Here is a 14,402-nt window from a genome sequence, read left to right on the forward strand (position 1 = left end):
CACTCCGAACGCCGTAACGGATAATCGTACGCGCATTTCGTAATCTTCTAATGTTGCTTGCCTCAGAAGAATACCGTCCGTTTCTTCAAGAGGCTTTTCTTGCCACTCCATTTGATGCTCCGAAAATCCATACTCAGCACCTTGTTTACTCAAAAAAGCTTTTGCCGCATCTGATCCCGCAGGCGCGTTCAACAAGAGTTAGTGTAGTGCTGACCCCTCCAGCATAAAATCCTCACCACATTCTGAACGAGTGACCTCAATTTCAGTGTGGTGAGTTTCGATTCCGTTAATAACCGAACCACCAGTACCTCTAACGTTAACACAGGAGCGATCAATTTCTGTACGGTTTCCTAAATTATCCACATAGTAGTATTTGTCTATTACTGTTCCATAGTCAAACATGGGATTAGAGGTACGATACATGCCATCCTCGTCCACTGGAATTATGTCAAATTTCCCTTCACGGTTAAGTGACGGAGCACCTTCTACGTTATAAATAACTCTAATTACCCCCTCAAAGTTCTGGGGTATCAAATATAGATCATAAGTGCCCCTATTGTATTGTGATAAGCAACCCATAACAATAGCTAAGCTTAGAAAAACAAGGAGTGGGAACTTCATTTGCTTCACCTCTGCAAGAAATCTTTATTGTCAACTTCATAATATATTATTGTGATTTTTTTCACAATATAAATATGAATGGTTTCAACCTCTACTATGCATTAAAAAAGAATTGGCTTTTCTCTGTGTTGCGAACTTCTGCCCGTTCGTATTATGAGGTCACCAGATCTTTCTGGTCGACCTCATTTTTGTGTGGTCGTAAGATTGCGGTAGCCGGGGATCGAACGTTTCTGCCCGTGGGACTTGGATCCCGTCAGCTATTCCGTTCATCCCCCCTACTTGTTAAACCATGTTTAGGCTGGTTGGGACTTGATCCCGTATCACATGCGATAGTGTGGAAGACAAGAAGGTTAGGGGCTACCGGCGAATTTTACTTTGGGAGTGATGGAATGAATCCAGTAATTGGTTTAGATATTTCCAAGGGAGAGAGCCATGCACAAGCTTTTTTGGACCGCGGAATAACGCATGGGAAGATCTTTAGGTTTAAGCATGATCTTGAGGGCTTAGCGTCCTTTCTTAACTATCTCAGAGATGTGGAGTCCGCCGCGGGGAAGCGTCTCTCAGTCGTCATGGAGGCTACAGGACATTACCACAGCCCTGTTGTTCAGTTTCTGGATGAGCACCAGATTTTAAACATCGTCATTAACCCGTTAATTTCTCATCAAGCCAAGAAAACCAACTTACGACAATTAAAAACAGATGCCGCCGATGCTCATCAACTGGGGGCTCTGTTTTATAAAGAAGAGTTTGAACCCTACAAAAAACGGGGTCAGCATCTCACGAATTTGCGTTATCTCACGCGCCAGTATGACTCTTTTACGGGTATGTACGTCCAAGCGAAATTGCAATTTCAAGCTATTCTTGATCAGGTGTTTCCCGAATACCACGGCGTGTTTGGTGACCTGTATTCTAAAGTCTCCCTTACTTTTTTGGACCTACACCCGACGTCCAAGGATGTGCTAGAAATGACCGAGTGCGAGATTACGGAAGAAATCCAACGTCTTACCGGCCGCGGCAGATCCGCTTTATGGTGTCTGGAACGTGCTCAAATCCTAATAGCTGCAGCAAGGCGAAATCCCTTCAAAGAGACGGCTTTTTCAAGCCATTTGATATCCATGCAGCTGCTTATCAAATTGCTTCTTCAATACCAGGAACACCTAACAGACCTTCAAAAATCGATAGATGCCCTGGCTGAAGAGTTGCTCGAATATGATTTAATCCAATCAATCCCCGGTATTGGTGCTAAGATTGCTGCAACAATTTTAGCTGAAATCGGAGAAATCGATCGGTTCGATCACGCAAAGAAATTGGTGGCTTTTGCCGGAATAGATCCTAGTGTTTTTTCTTCAGGCAAATTTGTAGCTACCCAAAATAAAATCACGAAACATGGTTCCAGAAGGCTTCGTACTGCCTTATATCAAGCCGTACGATGTGGTATTCGCGAAAGCTAAGAGCCTACTATGATAAGAAGCGTGCTGAAGGAAAGCTGTTCAGAGTAGCAATAATCGCTTGTGTAAATAAACTCATCCACTGGATCTTTGCCATTTTAACAAAGAAAGAATCGTTCCGTTTAGACTAATTAGCATGGTATAGAAACATAAGAAATATCTTCCTGTGCCAAAAGGGACAGTTATTTGTCATACACTTTTTTAAGTATATCACCTCATGTAATGGCTATTAAATCATTAAATATTGACAAGCTATTAGCTGGAATTGTTGAATGAACCACGTAACGATACAAATAAGCGGTGGATCGGATCCACCGCCGCGCTCTCGTATCCGTCGTATTATGAGTTCGGCCAGTTTTTACTGGTTGAACTCTTTTTCATTAAAGGGTTAAGTACGGGGAGCCGGGGTAGAACGTTCGTACCCGTGGGAAATTCTTATCCCGTCGCTAAAACTGTTCGCCCCCTACTTGTAGAAACCATGTTTAAGCTGGTTGGGACGATGATCCCGCATAACAAGCGATGCTGTGGTACTGCAAGCTCTGTAGGGATACCGGCTATTTTACTACAGAAAGGAGAGCATCATGAATCCAGTAATCGGTCTAGATATTTCTAAAGGCCAAAGTAAAGGAGAAGCATTTCTTAATAAGAGGCAACCTTAAGACCTGCTCCTCCCCTGTTATTATCCTGAAATCAACGGGGCATTATCTTCAAGCTGTTGTGCAGTTTCTTGATTCGCCAGTTTGTTTAATACGCAAGGCCATGAATTTTTTTTCAGCTCCATCCCCTTCCTACAGTCCACAATAAGGTCAAGTTGTTGTCGGTATCCACAAACGGGTCAGGTTCTTGTCGCTCGCCGGCGACGTAGCACATGTCCGACTTAAACAAAAAACCGCTTGGTTAGCGGTTTAAAATCGGGGTATGTTCTTATCGTCGGACACACGCGGTCTTCTTTACCCAATGAAACTCTTCCCTCTCAACAACAGCCAAGCTTGCGGCAACACAAGCCAAAAGCCCGAGATCGGCATGATGACGGCGCCGACAATCCCGATAGCGAGGATCGACCATCCAACCACGGTCGGCGGACGGAGCTGGGTCTGCTTCAGCACCCAGCTCACTATATACCCGATGAGCATCAGCAGGAAACCGAACATCATGAACCAGAACGCGTTCAGACGCTCCCAGTCTCCTTCCTGCATGGTATTCCACAAGCCTTCCGTAGCGATCGGCAGCAAAGCATCCCCGTAAAGGATGAGCCCCACCACCGAATGCAGTAATCCCGTTAGCGCCAGCAGCAACCCGACTTGCCGTTTGATCCCCGTTCCCATATGAATCGATTCCTCCTTTTAAGGTACCTGCCGTTCGCCTACTGCTCTACTCTTTCGAAATATTAATTTTCCTAGCCATGGGCGGAGCTTTTTCTTCCTCCTCTAACGCGTCCAGCACGCTGTCGATGACCGATCGATACGCCAGCAGCCCATGCTTCATCGCTTGCTTCAGATGCGTTTCGGTGCCGTGCCGCTCCAGACTCTCTTGAAATTTTCCGACCATGCCAACCATTTCGATCAAGTACGCCATGCTTAGGTGTCCTGCGTTCCTCATCGCTCCCCATCTCCTCTCGTTGCTTCGTTTCGGCTCCCGAAGCGAACGAGCAGTCGATCCTCGGCGTATCGGGCGCCGACCACCTCGCGGCCTAGTAACGGCTTCGGCAGCACGACCTTCCGCTTATACGAACCCGCCGCGACCGTGAGCTCGTCGCCGGTCTGCGTTAAGTCGAGCGCCGAACGATCCAAGAACGGAATCGTCAGCTCGAGCACCATCCCGTCCTCGTCTTCCCGGATGACCTCCGTGCGCCCACGATACAGCATCTCGGAAGGGTCCGCGCCGCCGTAGATCGTATCCGCCAATATTTCCAGAATCGGCAGCCCGATGACTTCTTCCTGCATCATGGGCGCCTTCAAGATCGGCAGCGGCTGGAAGTTCGCTACGATATCTTGCTCGTACTTCCGCTGGAGCTCCCGCCAGTTCGCGAAGAATCCTTCGCCGGCTTCGTCCGGCAGCACCCGGTTGACGATGACGGCGTCGGTGTTGAACCCGAATAAGTTGAGATAGGTGAAGGAACGTTTCGCCTCTGCGAGAACCATTTTCTCCGGATTCAGTACGATTCGCACCGAGGTGACCTCGGGATTCAACACGATGCGCTGCATCTCCTCGAGGCCCCGCGCGAGACGCTCGATGCTGTTCAGGACGTCGTCGGACGGGAGCTCGAAGCCGTTCGTCAGCTTCGCCACCGGACGAACGAGCTTGATCAGCTTGCGCTCGGTCGGGAAAATTTTCTCCAGCCACCAGTTCAGCACGTTCGGGTAGCTGAGCAATCGAAGCGTCTCCCCGGTCGGGGCGCAGTCGACGACGAGCACGTCGTAGTTTCCGCTCTCGGCGTGCTCCTTGATTTGCAGCAAGCTGAACAGCTCCTCCATGCCGGGGAACACGAGCATCTCTTCGGTCGTAATATCTTTCAGTTGCGCCTTATCGAGCAGCTTCGTGATCCATCCCTGGACGGAGCCCCAATTCCGTTCCGTCTCCCGCAGGCTGTCGACCTCGATCCCCCATAGATTTTCGCGGATATGAACCGTCTCCGGACCGATCGGCACGTTCAAGGAATCCGCCAAGCTGTGCGCCGCGTCGGTGCTGAGGATGAGCGTGCGTTTCCCCTGTCGCGCCAGCTTTACCGCCGTGGCCGCCGCCACGCTCGTCTTGCCTACGCCGCCCTTGCCCGTGAACACAATAATTCTCATCCCACTCCGCCTCCTATATGGTACGATTTCGTAGTATTTGTCGAAAATGATCCGGCTGAAGCCGGTCATTCGTCGATCTTGATTTTCCTCGGGTGCGTGGACGGTGGCTGCGGCTTGATCGGTCCTCCGTCTTGCAGCACTTTCGCAGCCTTCAACATCAGCGCCGTGAATTGTTCCATCTCTTCCGGCGTGAAGGCGGACTCCAGCCTGCCGAGCAGCGTCATCATCATTCGCTCCGATTCCGTCGCAAGCTGCATGCCTTGCTGCGTCAGTGTGACGAGCTTGACGCGTTGATCCGCCGCGGAGGTAGCCCGCGCGATGTAGCCCTTCCGCTCCAGCCGCTTGGCGATACTCGTCATGGAGCTGAGGGGAGCCCCCATCTCAGCCGCTACTTCGGACATCGGCAGATCGCCCCGGAATCGCAAAATCAACAACGTCGAGAGATCCGAGCGTGTGACCTGCTGTTCCAGATGCAGCGTATCGGAGAGGAAGGCGAATGGCCGCAAGCCGGTCTTGAGGAACAGTTCGTATAGCTGATGCATGCGTTGGCCCCTTTATTAATACGAGTTCGTAGTAACTGAATCTAACATTACTACGAGTTCGTAGTTATGTCAATCGGATTTCGCCCAAAGGGGTATGAATCGCGGAAGGGATCGTCTTTTCGAAGCGAATATATCATGATTTATTGTGTATAGATTAAGTTCACTGCTCGTACGACTTCAAGGAGGAAGAACGGGGATGTCCAGTCCGATGTATGAACGCACCTTCTCGTCGCTGCGCTAGAAGTTCGTAACCAGAGAATACGGCGTCTGGGATCGCGTGCCTTCGGGGAAGGAGCTGGCGGACAAGTATAACGTCAGCCGAATTACGAACAAGAGAGCGCTAGAAATGCTGACGACCGAAGGGCTGATCGTACGGAGTGTCGTATGACAAGAACTTGACTCTTTTGTCGACAATGGAACAAACATTCGCACACCTTGCCTTACAACGGTATAAAAACGGCTGTCTCATTAATTTTTGTTGTTTTTCTTCCGGCCGATTAGTCGTTTATTGAACTCCCTTATCACGATTCAGTTTACTTACAAATACTCGAATAGAGGGGAAAGCTACAAGCCCCATATAATTCCATATACTGCACGCATTCTCCACGCCGCCTCTGGAGGTTTTCACTCCCATATCTCAACGGGTCTATGCCCTCTCATTCCTTCGTTACGCCTGTCCACGGGGTGGAGGCCGTTCTTGCTAACGTTACGGGTCGGTGACTTTTGTTTTCTTCATCTTTTTGACCTGTACATTGTACGCATGCATTGCTTTGAACTCAGGGGTGTTCCCAACCAAACTTATGGTTATCTTAAAAATGAAGCGGCGAAGGCGCGCTCGTCCGCGTTTACTTATCTTCATCTGCCCCGTCCCACTGTGCAAGATGAAGATGATTGCCTGTTACTTCAATGGACACGGCAGCCGATCGTAATAACTGCAAGGGCAAGCACCAAAGTTGAAATAATAAGTGTCAGACCGTAACTATGCGACACATTCAAAATGACCCCTGCCCCAATCGGACCTATTATTTGCCCTATACCAAAAAATCCAGTCATTAGAGCAATTGCATAATTGCTATTGGACTGTCGCACCATACGAGCTGCAGCCAGTGAAAGCATAGATATTCCCATAAAAGTCCCTCCAAACAGGATCGACCCTAGTACTACACCTACTATATTAGGCATGCATATGGGCATGATTACTCCAAGCGCTTGCAGAATAAGCGCAGTAATAAGAGGTTTAATATACTTTGCCTTACTCGCCCACCTTGACCAGAGTAAGGGTGATGGAACGGCTGCTAGCCCCCCGACAATCCAGCTAAAATCGGCAAAAGCTGAGATATTGGGCATTTGCTTGACCATTGCTACCAAAAAAAGTCGCACTTACGATATAACCCAGTCCTTCAAGTCCATAAGCTACTAGTAGCCAGACAAAAATAGATTGAGGCAATATCAATGAACGTTTAGATGCAGAATTCGTTGATAAAGGTCGAGACTTAGCCTCATGGATATAAGACCAAATAGGTAGTATGAGAATAAAACTGAGGACACATAGACCTATCCAGGCACCCCGCCAAGTGAAATGGCTAAGAATAGGTGTAGCTAACCCCGTTAGGACGATACCGGTACCAACTCCACCATAGAAAAACCCGACCCATTTTTTACGCTTATAAGAATTATTCTCGGGGTTCCGCTTTTACCTTTTTCGGTTATCGAAGAGCCATGATTAAATATAACTTTCAATATCACAAAATCTCGGATGAGCTCGTTAGAATACCCACTTTATTCATACGTCGCAAAGATACTCATAAATCAGCAGCTATATCCGAATTTATTAGGGTTTCGAAAGAGAGATTCAATGATATCTAATTGAAACTAGTCTGTCTGTTAGCTTAATACGCCGGTCTGGGACTTTTTTAGATCCATTCCCCATCCCATAGTCTACAATAGGGTCAAGTTCTTGACGTTCGTCCGCGACAAGAACTTGTCCGAAAAAACAAAAAGACCCGCATCTTTAGCGGGTTTGAATCGGCGTATGTTCTTGTCGCCCGACATTTCCTCCTTCCAGCCCTTCGCAGACCCTTATGTTATTGTTAGAGAATCTTTAAGAATTGCTGACCTCTTCTTGTCCGACAGGGAGAGCAATCAAACACTGATTTATCATTAACCCGTTGAGTCTTTTGGAACCACGCTTGGTAATTCGTGAACTTGTGGCGGTAAACTTCCCCGAGCTATAGATCGCAGGATCCAAGCCAGCATAAGCGACCAACTGCTTGGCGTCTTCAAACTGATTTACGTCGCCGACCTCCGCTACGATCGCGGCAGCTAGTTTGTCCCCGATGCCCGGGATGCCTTTATTAGTTCTATCTTATTTCGGGTATCGACCCCAATTAGTCTTCCACGTGCACCGGATGAAGCTTTAGGGGTCCCCTGAATGATGGACTAAACAATCAGGTTTAGCGCGTACGCTTCTCCCCTGCTTCCGAAGTTTTAGATTTAGGATCGGCCGCTGCTCCCCAATTTTCCGAGAGGCCCTCTGATCCACATGACGACGAGTAGCAAGGCCGGGACAATTCCGAGCATGATGGGATTCAGCATATACTTAACCGCGATGAGATCTCCCGTCTCCAGATGCGCCTGCCAGCTTCGCGGCAGTAACGCTGCGGCATAGATCGCTCCGCCAACCGGCAGCACGAACCACCTGTAATCGCGTCGGAACATCTCCCCGAGGCCGATGACGGCAGCCAAAAACCATAATGTCGCTTTTACGAAGATGCCCACGTACAGCAACAAGAACACCAATACGTCGAATCTTTCGAGAATGTCGGCAAGTTGGATCAGCTGCGTAGATTGAAGGAGCGGGATCGTGCTGACCTTGGCGAAATCCGGCCCCAACACGCTCAATGTGAGAGTATTCATCATGAATATGACGGCGCCGGAAACGAGGTAAGCCTGAAATGTGACCTTCCGAAGCGCCTGCCGTTGCTTCTCTTGAAGAAGCCGCCAAAACGTTAAGAACACGAACATTTGACCGAACGGAAACCAGATACTGTCCCCGTAAACTTCCGATAGCACCGGTGTCGGTCCTCTCTCCAGAACCGGGAAGATTCGTTCGAGCCTGACAATTCCCGAGAAGACGTAGAAAATCGCAAGCAAGACGTAAAAGAAAATTACGCCGATGACGATAAATTCGACAAATCGAAAAAACACCTCGATCCCCTTAAAGAGCGCGTACATCGACAAGAGCGACAGGACAAGCATCACCAGGAACGGAGGCGTTCGCGGAAGGACCGTCAGATTCGTCAAATCCCCGAAATCTCTTACGTTTCTCATGGACTCGTAGGCGAAGTACGCAATATAGAAACATACGACGATACCGCCTAGCCAAGACCCTAGGTAACGAACCAATATGCCAAATACGTTACGCTCAGGGTCCCGCCGTTGAATGGACAGGTAGAGCCATAATAACAATAGCCCTGACACGCAAGAAAGCAGCACAACCAGCCAAGCATCCTGCCGGGCGTCGATCCCGAGTTCGAATAAGGTCGTGCTGCCAATCTGGAACAAGATGATCATGGCTCCCAGCTGCGATGCGTTGATTCGCTCCATATCCGGTCCGTTACTCCCTTTCTTGCAAAAGCTTGGTCACCGGGTCGCCGATCATACCCGTGTTACGGATCTTGACATTGGCCTCGACTTGCAATTGGATTTCCGAAAAGCTCGCGTCCCAATTGGCGCTTAGTTCTTTCCATAACCTTGGATAGGATCGCCGGAACGATCCGCCGAATCCCAGGACGTCCGTATTAAGCTTCTTAGAGGCATCGAAGGTCCGTCTCACATCGGCAACGATCCGTCGCTCGATTTGCTCTTCCATGCGGGCCAACCCCTTTGGGTCATCCAAGCCGGTACGGCATGCCGTCTCCGCGATCACTCCCGACGCGTCGACCTTGACCTGGACCTTCAACCTTCCGTCGCTCGCGTTCGGTCTTATTTCCGTGTGCGAGCGCTTGACCGAGAACGTGGCAAGCCTGCCTCCGCGGGTATCGCACGGGAACGCGATTTCAACGTTCCGTATTCGATCGGTCGCGAAACCGAGGCCGATCAATTCGCTCTTCGCCAACCATCCGACAAACCTTCCGTTCTTCAGTACCGCAGCTCGGTTCATTTTGAGCACTGCCGCCCTCCTCGTTTTTTGAATCGCCTGGGAACCCGTTTGTTTCTCCAAATTCCCGCTTACGTGAATTTCCGGGATGACCGCTGTTCCCGTAGGGCCCATCAACGTGGTGACGAGCTCATGCATCTTTGAAGGAACTATACTGTCTCCTTTCCCCGCGCCTTCGACCAATTGATGAACCGCATTGCCGGGAAGTCTTTCTAAATTCGTTAACACCTCCAGGATTTTCCGCGTATCCCCGTCGTAAATCAACACATTGGATGTTTCCCGCGATTCCTCGTCTCTAAGGTAGAAATCTACAATTTCGCCGATCCCTCGTTCTGCGGCGCGGCGGCTGATCACGACTACCTGACTGTGAGGAAAAAACAAAACTCGCGGCAATTCTTTCCTGGCGTTCCCGACAGCCTCCCCGATCGTGTCTCCTCCCGTCGAGAAAGCCATAACGGGCGTCCCGCTACCGCTGCCGCCGGTTCTCATTCCGACCACGCGAGGAATGATGATTTGGTACGTTAGGAGCCATCTCCCTTCCTCGCTTTGGTCGAAGGCCGTGGCGTTCACGACGGCCAACTCGTCCATCTCAACTTGGTCCCAGCAACCGGTAATAAGGACAATCCCGGCCAGTAACAATAACGTCTTTCCGAGCTTCATGCGCTGCTCCCTCTTGGGTTTCATCTTGTCTATCACGATGGGTCGGGCTTCTGCCGTTGCCTTCGTTTGTTGTTCGAGGCGAACGGAAGCGGTCTGGTCGTCATCATTCTCCAAGGTACCCTGACGAATACGTCCTTCCAATTGTTCCTAAGAATAGGAGCGAACGGCGACAAATACGGAACGCCGAAGGAACGAATCCCCGCCATATGAATTAACAGCATAAAGAGAAAAGTCATAATCCCGAAGAAGCCCAAGGTCGCGGAGAATATCATAAGCACGAAGCGAAGCAATCGAGAGGCGATCGCGATATTCGTAGCGGGGGCGACGAAACTGGAGATCGCCGTGAAGGATACGACGATGACCATCGCGGCCGAGACGAGTCCCGCCTCTACCGCGGCCTGACCGAGCACCAACGCGCCGACGATCGAGATGGCAGGGCCGATGGCTCGCGGCATCCGGGTTCCCGCTTCCCGCAAAACCTCGAACGTGATTTCCATTAAGAACGCTTCGACGAAGGCAGGGAAAGGAACGCCTTCCCGTTGCGCTGCCAGGCTGATTAACATCGTGGTCGGCAACATCTCTTGATGGAAGGTCGTGATGGCAATGTATATCGAAGGTAGAAGCATCGACGCCGTGAAAGCGCCGAACCGCAGCACGCGTAAAAAGCTGGAAATGTCAAAGCGTTGATAATAATCTTCGCTTGCCAGCAAGAACTCGAAGAACGTAACGGGAAGAATCAAGGCGAACGGTGTCCCGTCCGTCAAGATCGCGATCTTCCCTTCCAAGATGGCCGCAGTCGTAGCATCAGGACGTTCCGAATTGATAACCGTCGGGAACGGGGTAAAGGTCTGATCTTGGATGAATTCCTCCAAGAAACCGCTCTCCAATATGCTGTCGGTTTCGATCTTGTCGAGTCTCCGCAACACTTCGGTCACCAAGTCTTCGTCAGCAGTCCCTTTCAGATACAACACACACACGTCTGTCTGGGTCTGTTTCCCGATCCTCCGGTCGATCTTCCAAAGATTCGGGCTCTTGATCCTTCGCCTTAGAAGCGCCAAGTTCGTTCCGATATTTTCGTTGAATCCTTCTTTCGGCCCGCGGATTACGGTCTGAGACGAAGGCTCCTCGACCCCCCTGTGCTCCCACTTCGGAGTATTAACCGCCAAGGCTCGATCCACGCCTTCTAGGAAGACGATCGTGTTTCCCTCGAACAGCATCGTCAGTACGTCGGCGATAGTATTTATCGATTTCACGGAATTTACCGTGAGGATTCTGCCGACCACCGTTTGCATAAAGTCCGACGGTGACGATGGCGGCGAGTCGCCGCCGGGTGGCGGATCAGACGTCATAAGGGGACGCAAGATGTTCTCGTTGACGATCGCGTTGTCCGTCAAGCCGCTGATGAACGCAATGGCTGCAGGGGTTCCGTTACACGCCGCGAACGTACGAATCACGACATCCGAACTGTTCCCCGTCAGTTCGCGAATCGTCTGTATGTTTCCGTTCAGCTGCGTGCAAATTGTTACATTACGCTTCGAATTCGCTCCGCCCGACAAACAGATTACCTCCGTCCGAGGGATCTTTGCGGTATTTTACCCAGATTATACCCATTTATCCTAATCAATTAGTGGGCTTTCGAAATATGAGGCGGTGAAGAACTTCCTCAACGAAAGAGGATTTTCAAAAAATTATCCCCTGAGTCAAAGCTGTCTGCATATTATGGATATATAAAAGCTCATGAGGTGGAATACTCATTGTCTATTGATCGCCCCTATATTTAAAAGGAAAAATTTCTCCTAAAAATCGGTTAACCGTAAATAGGAAACCCCGTAATCGAAAGGTTAAAGTGAGATAACTCCCGAGACAAACCCTGTGGGGATCTATTCAAAATGGCGGTTTCGAAAATAGCACATTAGATCCTTGGTACGGTTCCGGTCTTTTGGTTACATTTAACGGGTTTCCCGGAACCAATTATTGTTACCTTCAGGGTGGAACTCTTAGACCAGTTATTCAAATCGATCCACCGAGAAGATGATGATTGCCATTTGTGATTGTAATTGGATGATTACAATTTTTTGCAAGACCCGGTCCACGATTGAAGTTGTTATCGCAGGGTCACCGAGCAATTCAGCCCACTCCTTCTGTTTCTTTCCCTGGCTCCTTTGCTTTACACTCTTGGGCATGGCGGACAAATCTCAAGGGGATATTCGCTCCTTATTACCCATAACTACCAAATATCGGTTAAAAAGGAGACAAACCACTTTAAGTGGTTTATCTCCTTTTTATATCCTAAATAAGAATCGGTATGAAGCTGGTGTAGCTCTTGATATAACAGATACAAGATAACTGCCCGACTAGTTCAACGAACTTGGCCGCATTTTCCTAATATCAAAAAGTCAAAACCGGTCGAAGTAACTCGGCCGGTCCTTCATTCAAACGCAAGACCCTTATACCCGAAAATGTCCTGCTACTTTCGTGAGCTTCCCGGACGTCTGCGTCAGTTGCTCCGACATGCGCGAGAACTGACGCAGCGAATCGTTCTGCCCTTCGACCATCGCGGACATCTCCTCGGCGAAGGCGGACATCTCCTCCGACACCTTGCCGATCTCCTCGCTCGCCGCGGCGACCTGACGGCTGCCTTCGGCGATCCGCTCGATAGATCCTGCCACCTCGATCATCAGCGAGGTGACCGTGCCGAAACGGCTCATGGCGGATTTGACGCTGTTGCTTGCCTGGCGGATCGATGCGGTACCGTCGAAGATGACATGCTCGCTATCGGCGAGCACGACAACGATGCGCTCGACGCCGCCGTTCAGCCGACCGAGCATCTCGGCGATTTGTCCCGCGGAGGCAGCGGCCTGCTGCGACAGCTTACGAATTTCCGCGGAGACGACCGCGAAGCCGCGGCCATGCTCGCCCGCCCGCGCGGCTTCGATCGCGGCGTTCAGCGCCAGTAAATTCGTCTGCGCCGAAATTTCCCCGATATAACCGACGATGGTTTGGATTTGAGCCGAATGCCGGGATAGATCATCGACGCTGCGGCGAATGTCCTCGAAGCTGTGCTCGATGTTCCCGATCCGCTCCTGTGACGCTACCAACCCAGCGATGCCGCTACCAGCGATTTCCTCCGTCGTTCGCGCCATCTCGGCCACTTCCTGCGAGTGAGCGGAAATTCGTCCGAGTCCTTCGATCGTCTCCGTCATTGCGGAGCCGATCTCCTGGATTTGCGCGACCTGCGTCTCGGCGCCCGCCGCCACGCGGCGCACCGCTTCGTTGACCTGATCGTTCATCCCGATCGCTTCTCGAGCGCCCGATTCGATCGTTCGCGAAACGCCGGACAACTCCTCGGATTGCTCCTTGACTTCCCGAATCATCCGCTGAAGAGTCTCCAACAGTGCATTCGTCTCCTGCGCTAGATCCTGCACCTCGTCCGACGTCTTCATCTGAATGCGTTTCGTCAAGTCGCCGCCCGACGAAGCGATATCGGCGACCATCGTCATGACGGTTCGCAGATTTCTCGTAACGTTCCGCGAGACGAGCCAAGAGAAGACGATCGTCAGCAGCGTCAGCCCGCCGAGCGTGCCGAACATCAGCTTCTGGAGCTGAAGGTTCCGCTCGTTCAGCGCCCGAACGCGCTGCTCCATCCCGTATTTCTCGGCTTGGCGCAATCTGGAGAGCTGCTCGCGCAGCCCCTCGAGCTGTTTGTTCCCGGCTTCGTCCTTGTACTGCGCCTTCAGCGCTTCGATGCTCCGCCCGGCGGAGGCGGCGGTCTGCCGCTCCGCCGCCGCCGTCCATTGGACGACGGCGTCCGCTGCGGAGGTCAGGCGGTTTATCTGCTCCGGCGCCGAGGATAAGAGCGAAGCTAACTGCTCGCGGTTTTGCTCCCAGCTTTCCACAGCGTTCTCGTATTGGCTCCGGAACGACGCCTCGCCCGTCACGGCATACCCGCGATGACCTGCCTCCATATCGGATACGTTCTTATCGATCCGGTAAGTAAGCTCCTGGATGCGAAGATCCCTCTCTACGATCACGCGGATCTCCTCTTCCAGCCGTTGCATCGCATCGGAGACGGTCAGTAACGCGCCGGCCAGAAAGAGGAGCAAAACAACGAACCCGATCGTAATTTTATAACCGATTTTGAATCGGAACTTATTCATGCGACTCCACATACCAGCCTGCA

General features: G+C 50.9%; 11 protein-coding genes and 4 pseudogenes. 2 read left to right on the top strand and 13 right to left on the bottom strand.

What is annotated here, in order from left to right; translation table 11 throughout:
• Positions 1-198 precede the first annotated feature (198 nt).
• Entirely contained in the window at positions 199-621 is a 423-nt protein-coding gene (locus RIN49_RS00005; protein ID WP_309118114.1) for a DUF6843 domain-containing protein, read from the bottom strand.
• Between the two features lie 389 nt (positions 622-1,010).
• Between RIN49_RS00005 and RIN49_RS00010 the strand changes: the two are divergent.
• Positions 1,011-2,200: pseudogene (locus RIN49_RS00010) on the top strand (IS110 family RNA-guided transposase).
• 819 nt (positions 2,201-3,019) lie between these two features.
• Here RIN49_RS00010 and RIN49_RS00015 read toward each other — a convergent pair.
• From RIN49_RS00015 to RIN49_RS00030, 4 genes are all read right to left on the bottom strand, one after another.
• The gene (locus RIN49_RS00015; protein ID WP_309118115.1) at positions 3,020-3,394 is read right to left on the bottom strand and encodes a DUF6463 family protein; all 375 of its coding nucleotides are present in this window, start codon (positions 3,392-3,394) and stop codon (positions 3,020-3,022) included.
• A 46-nt stretch (positions 3,395-3,440) separates the two neighbouring features.
• On the bottom strand, positions 3,441-3,668 hold the full coding sequence (locus RIN49_RS00020; protein WP_309118116.1) for a hypothetical protein: 228 nt from the start codon (positions 3,666-3,668) through the stop codon (positions 3,441-3,443).
• Entirely contained in the window at positions 3,665-4,861 is a 1,197-nt protein-coding gene (locus tag RIN49_RS00025) for an ArsA family ATPase (RefSeq protein ID WP_309118117.1), read from the bottom strand. The genes RIN49_RS00020 and RIN49_RS00025 overlap by 4 nt, the downstream gene beginning before the upstream one ends.
• A 65-nt stretch (positions 4,862-4,926) precedes the next feature.
• Positions 4,927-5,403, bottom strand: coding sequence for a MarR family winged helix-turn-helix transcriptional regulator (locus tag RIN49_RS00030; RefSeq protein WP_309118118.1), 477 nt, complete (start codon positions 5,401-5,403; stop codon positions 4,927-4,929).
• Positions 5,404-5,671: 268 nt separating this feature from the next.
• Between RIN49_RS00030 and RIN49_RS00035 the strand changes: the two are divergent.
• Positions 5,672-5,791, top strand: a pseudogene (locus tag RIN49_RS00035) (GntR family transcriptional regulator); the annotation flags it as partial.
• Positions 5,792-6,124: 333 nt separating this feature from the next.
• Here RIN49_RS00035 and RIN49_RS28915 read toward each other — a convergent pair.
• From RIN49_RS28915 to RIN49_RS00075, 8 genes and pseudogenes are all read right to left on the bottom strand, one after another.
• Positions 6,125-6,268, bottom strand: a pseudogene (locus RIN49_RS28915) (IS110 family RNA-guided transposase); the annotation flags it as partial.
• A 38-nt stretch (positions 6,269-6,306) separates the two neighbouring features.
• On the bottom strand, positions 6,307-6,762 hold the full coding sequence (locus RIN49_RS00045; RefSeq protein ID WP_309118489.1) for a YbfB/YjiJ family MFS transporter: 456 nt from the start codon (positions 6,760-6,762) through the stop codon (positions 6,307-6,309).
• Positions 6,719-7,021, bottom strand: coding sequence for a YbfB/YjiJ family MFS transporter (locus RIN49_RS00050; RefSeq protein ID WP_309118490.1), 303 nt, complete (start codon positions 7,019-7,021; stop codon positions 6,719-6,721). The genes RIN49_RS00045 and RIN49_RS00050 overlap by 44 nt, the downstream gene beginning before the upstream one ends.
• A gap of 516 nt (positions 7,022-7,537) precedes the next feature.
• Positions 7,538-7,756, bottom strand: a pseudogene (locus RIN49_RS00055) (IS110 family transposase); the annotation flags it as partial.
• Between the two features lie 140 nt (positions 7,757-7,896).
• Positions 7,897-9,009, bottom strand: coding sequence for a GerAB/ArcD/ProY family transporter (locus tag RIN49_RS00060; protein WP_309118119.1), 1,113 nt, complete (start codon positions 9,007-9,009; stop codon positions 7,897-7,899).
• 10 nt (positions 9,010-9,019) lie between these two features.
• Positions 9,020-10,222, bottom strand: a complete 1,203-nt coding sequence (locus RIN49_RS00065; RefSeq protein ID WP_309118120.1) for a Ger(x)C family spore germination protein — start codon at positions 10,220-10,222, stop codon at positions 9,020-9,022.
• Between the two features lie 32 nt (positions 10,223-10,254).
• Entirely contained in the window at positions 10,255-11,778 is a 1,524-nt protein-coding gene (locus tag RIN49_RS00070) for a spore germination protein (RefSeq protein ID WP_309118121.1), read from the bottom strand.
• An 891-nt stretch (positions 11,779-12,669) separates the two neighbouring features.
• Entirely contained in the window at positions 12,670-14,379 is a 1,710-nt protein-coding gene (locus tag RIN49_RS00075; RefSeq protein WP_309118122.1) for a methyl-accepting chemotaxis protein, read from the bottom strand.
• Positions 14,380-14,402 lie beyond the last annotated feature (23 nt).

Origin of the sequence: Paenibacillus sp. (assembly GCF_031177825.1) — a bacterium.
Lineage (GTDB): Bacteria > Bacillota > Bacilli > Paenibacillales > YIM-B00363 > Paenibacillus_AE.

Bases quoted from the DNA above. Each gene is read 5' to 3' on its own strand.
- RIN49_RS00005 (WP_309118114.1), bottom strand. From the start codon at position 621: ATGAAGTTCCCACTCCTTGTTTTTCTAAGCTTAGCTATTGTTATGGGT.
- RIN49_RS00015 (WP_309118115.1), bottom strand. From the start codon at position 3,394: ATGGGAACGGGGATCAAACGGCAAGTCGGGTTGCTGCTGGCGCTAACG.
- RIN49_RS00020 (WP_309118116.1), bottom strand. From the start codon at position 3,668: ATGAGGAACGCAGGACACCTAAGCATGGCGTACTTGATCGAAATGGTT.
- RIN49_RS00025 (WP_309118117.1), bottom strand. From the start codon at position 4,861: ATGAGAATTATTGTGTTCACGGGCAAGGGCGGCGTAGGCAAGACGAGC.
- RIN49_RS00030 (WP_309118118.1), bottom strand. From the start codon at position 5,403: ATGCATCAGCTATACGAACTGTTCCTCAAGACCGGCTTGCGGCCATTC.
- RIN49_RS00045 (WP_309118489.1), bottom strand. From the start codon at position 6,762: ATGGTCAAGCAAATGCCCAATATCTCAGCTTTTGCCGATTTTAGCTGG.
- RIN49_RS00060 (WP_309118119.1), bottom strand. From the start codon at position 9,009: ATGGAGCGAATCAACGCATCGCAGCTGGGAGCCATGATCATCTTGTTC.
- RIN49_RS00065 (WP_309118120.1), bottom strand. From the start codon at position 10,222: ATGAAGCTCGGAAAGACGTTATTGTTACTGGCCGGGATTGTCCTTATT.
- RIN49_RS00075 (WP_309118122.1), bottom strand. From the start codon at position 14,379: ATGAATAAGTTCCGATTCAAAATCGGTTATAAAATTACGATCGGGTTC.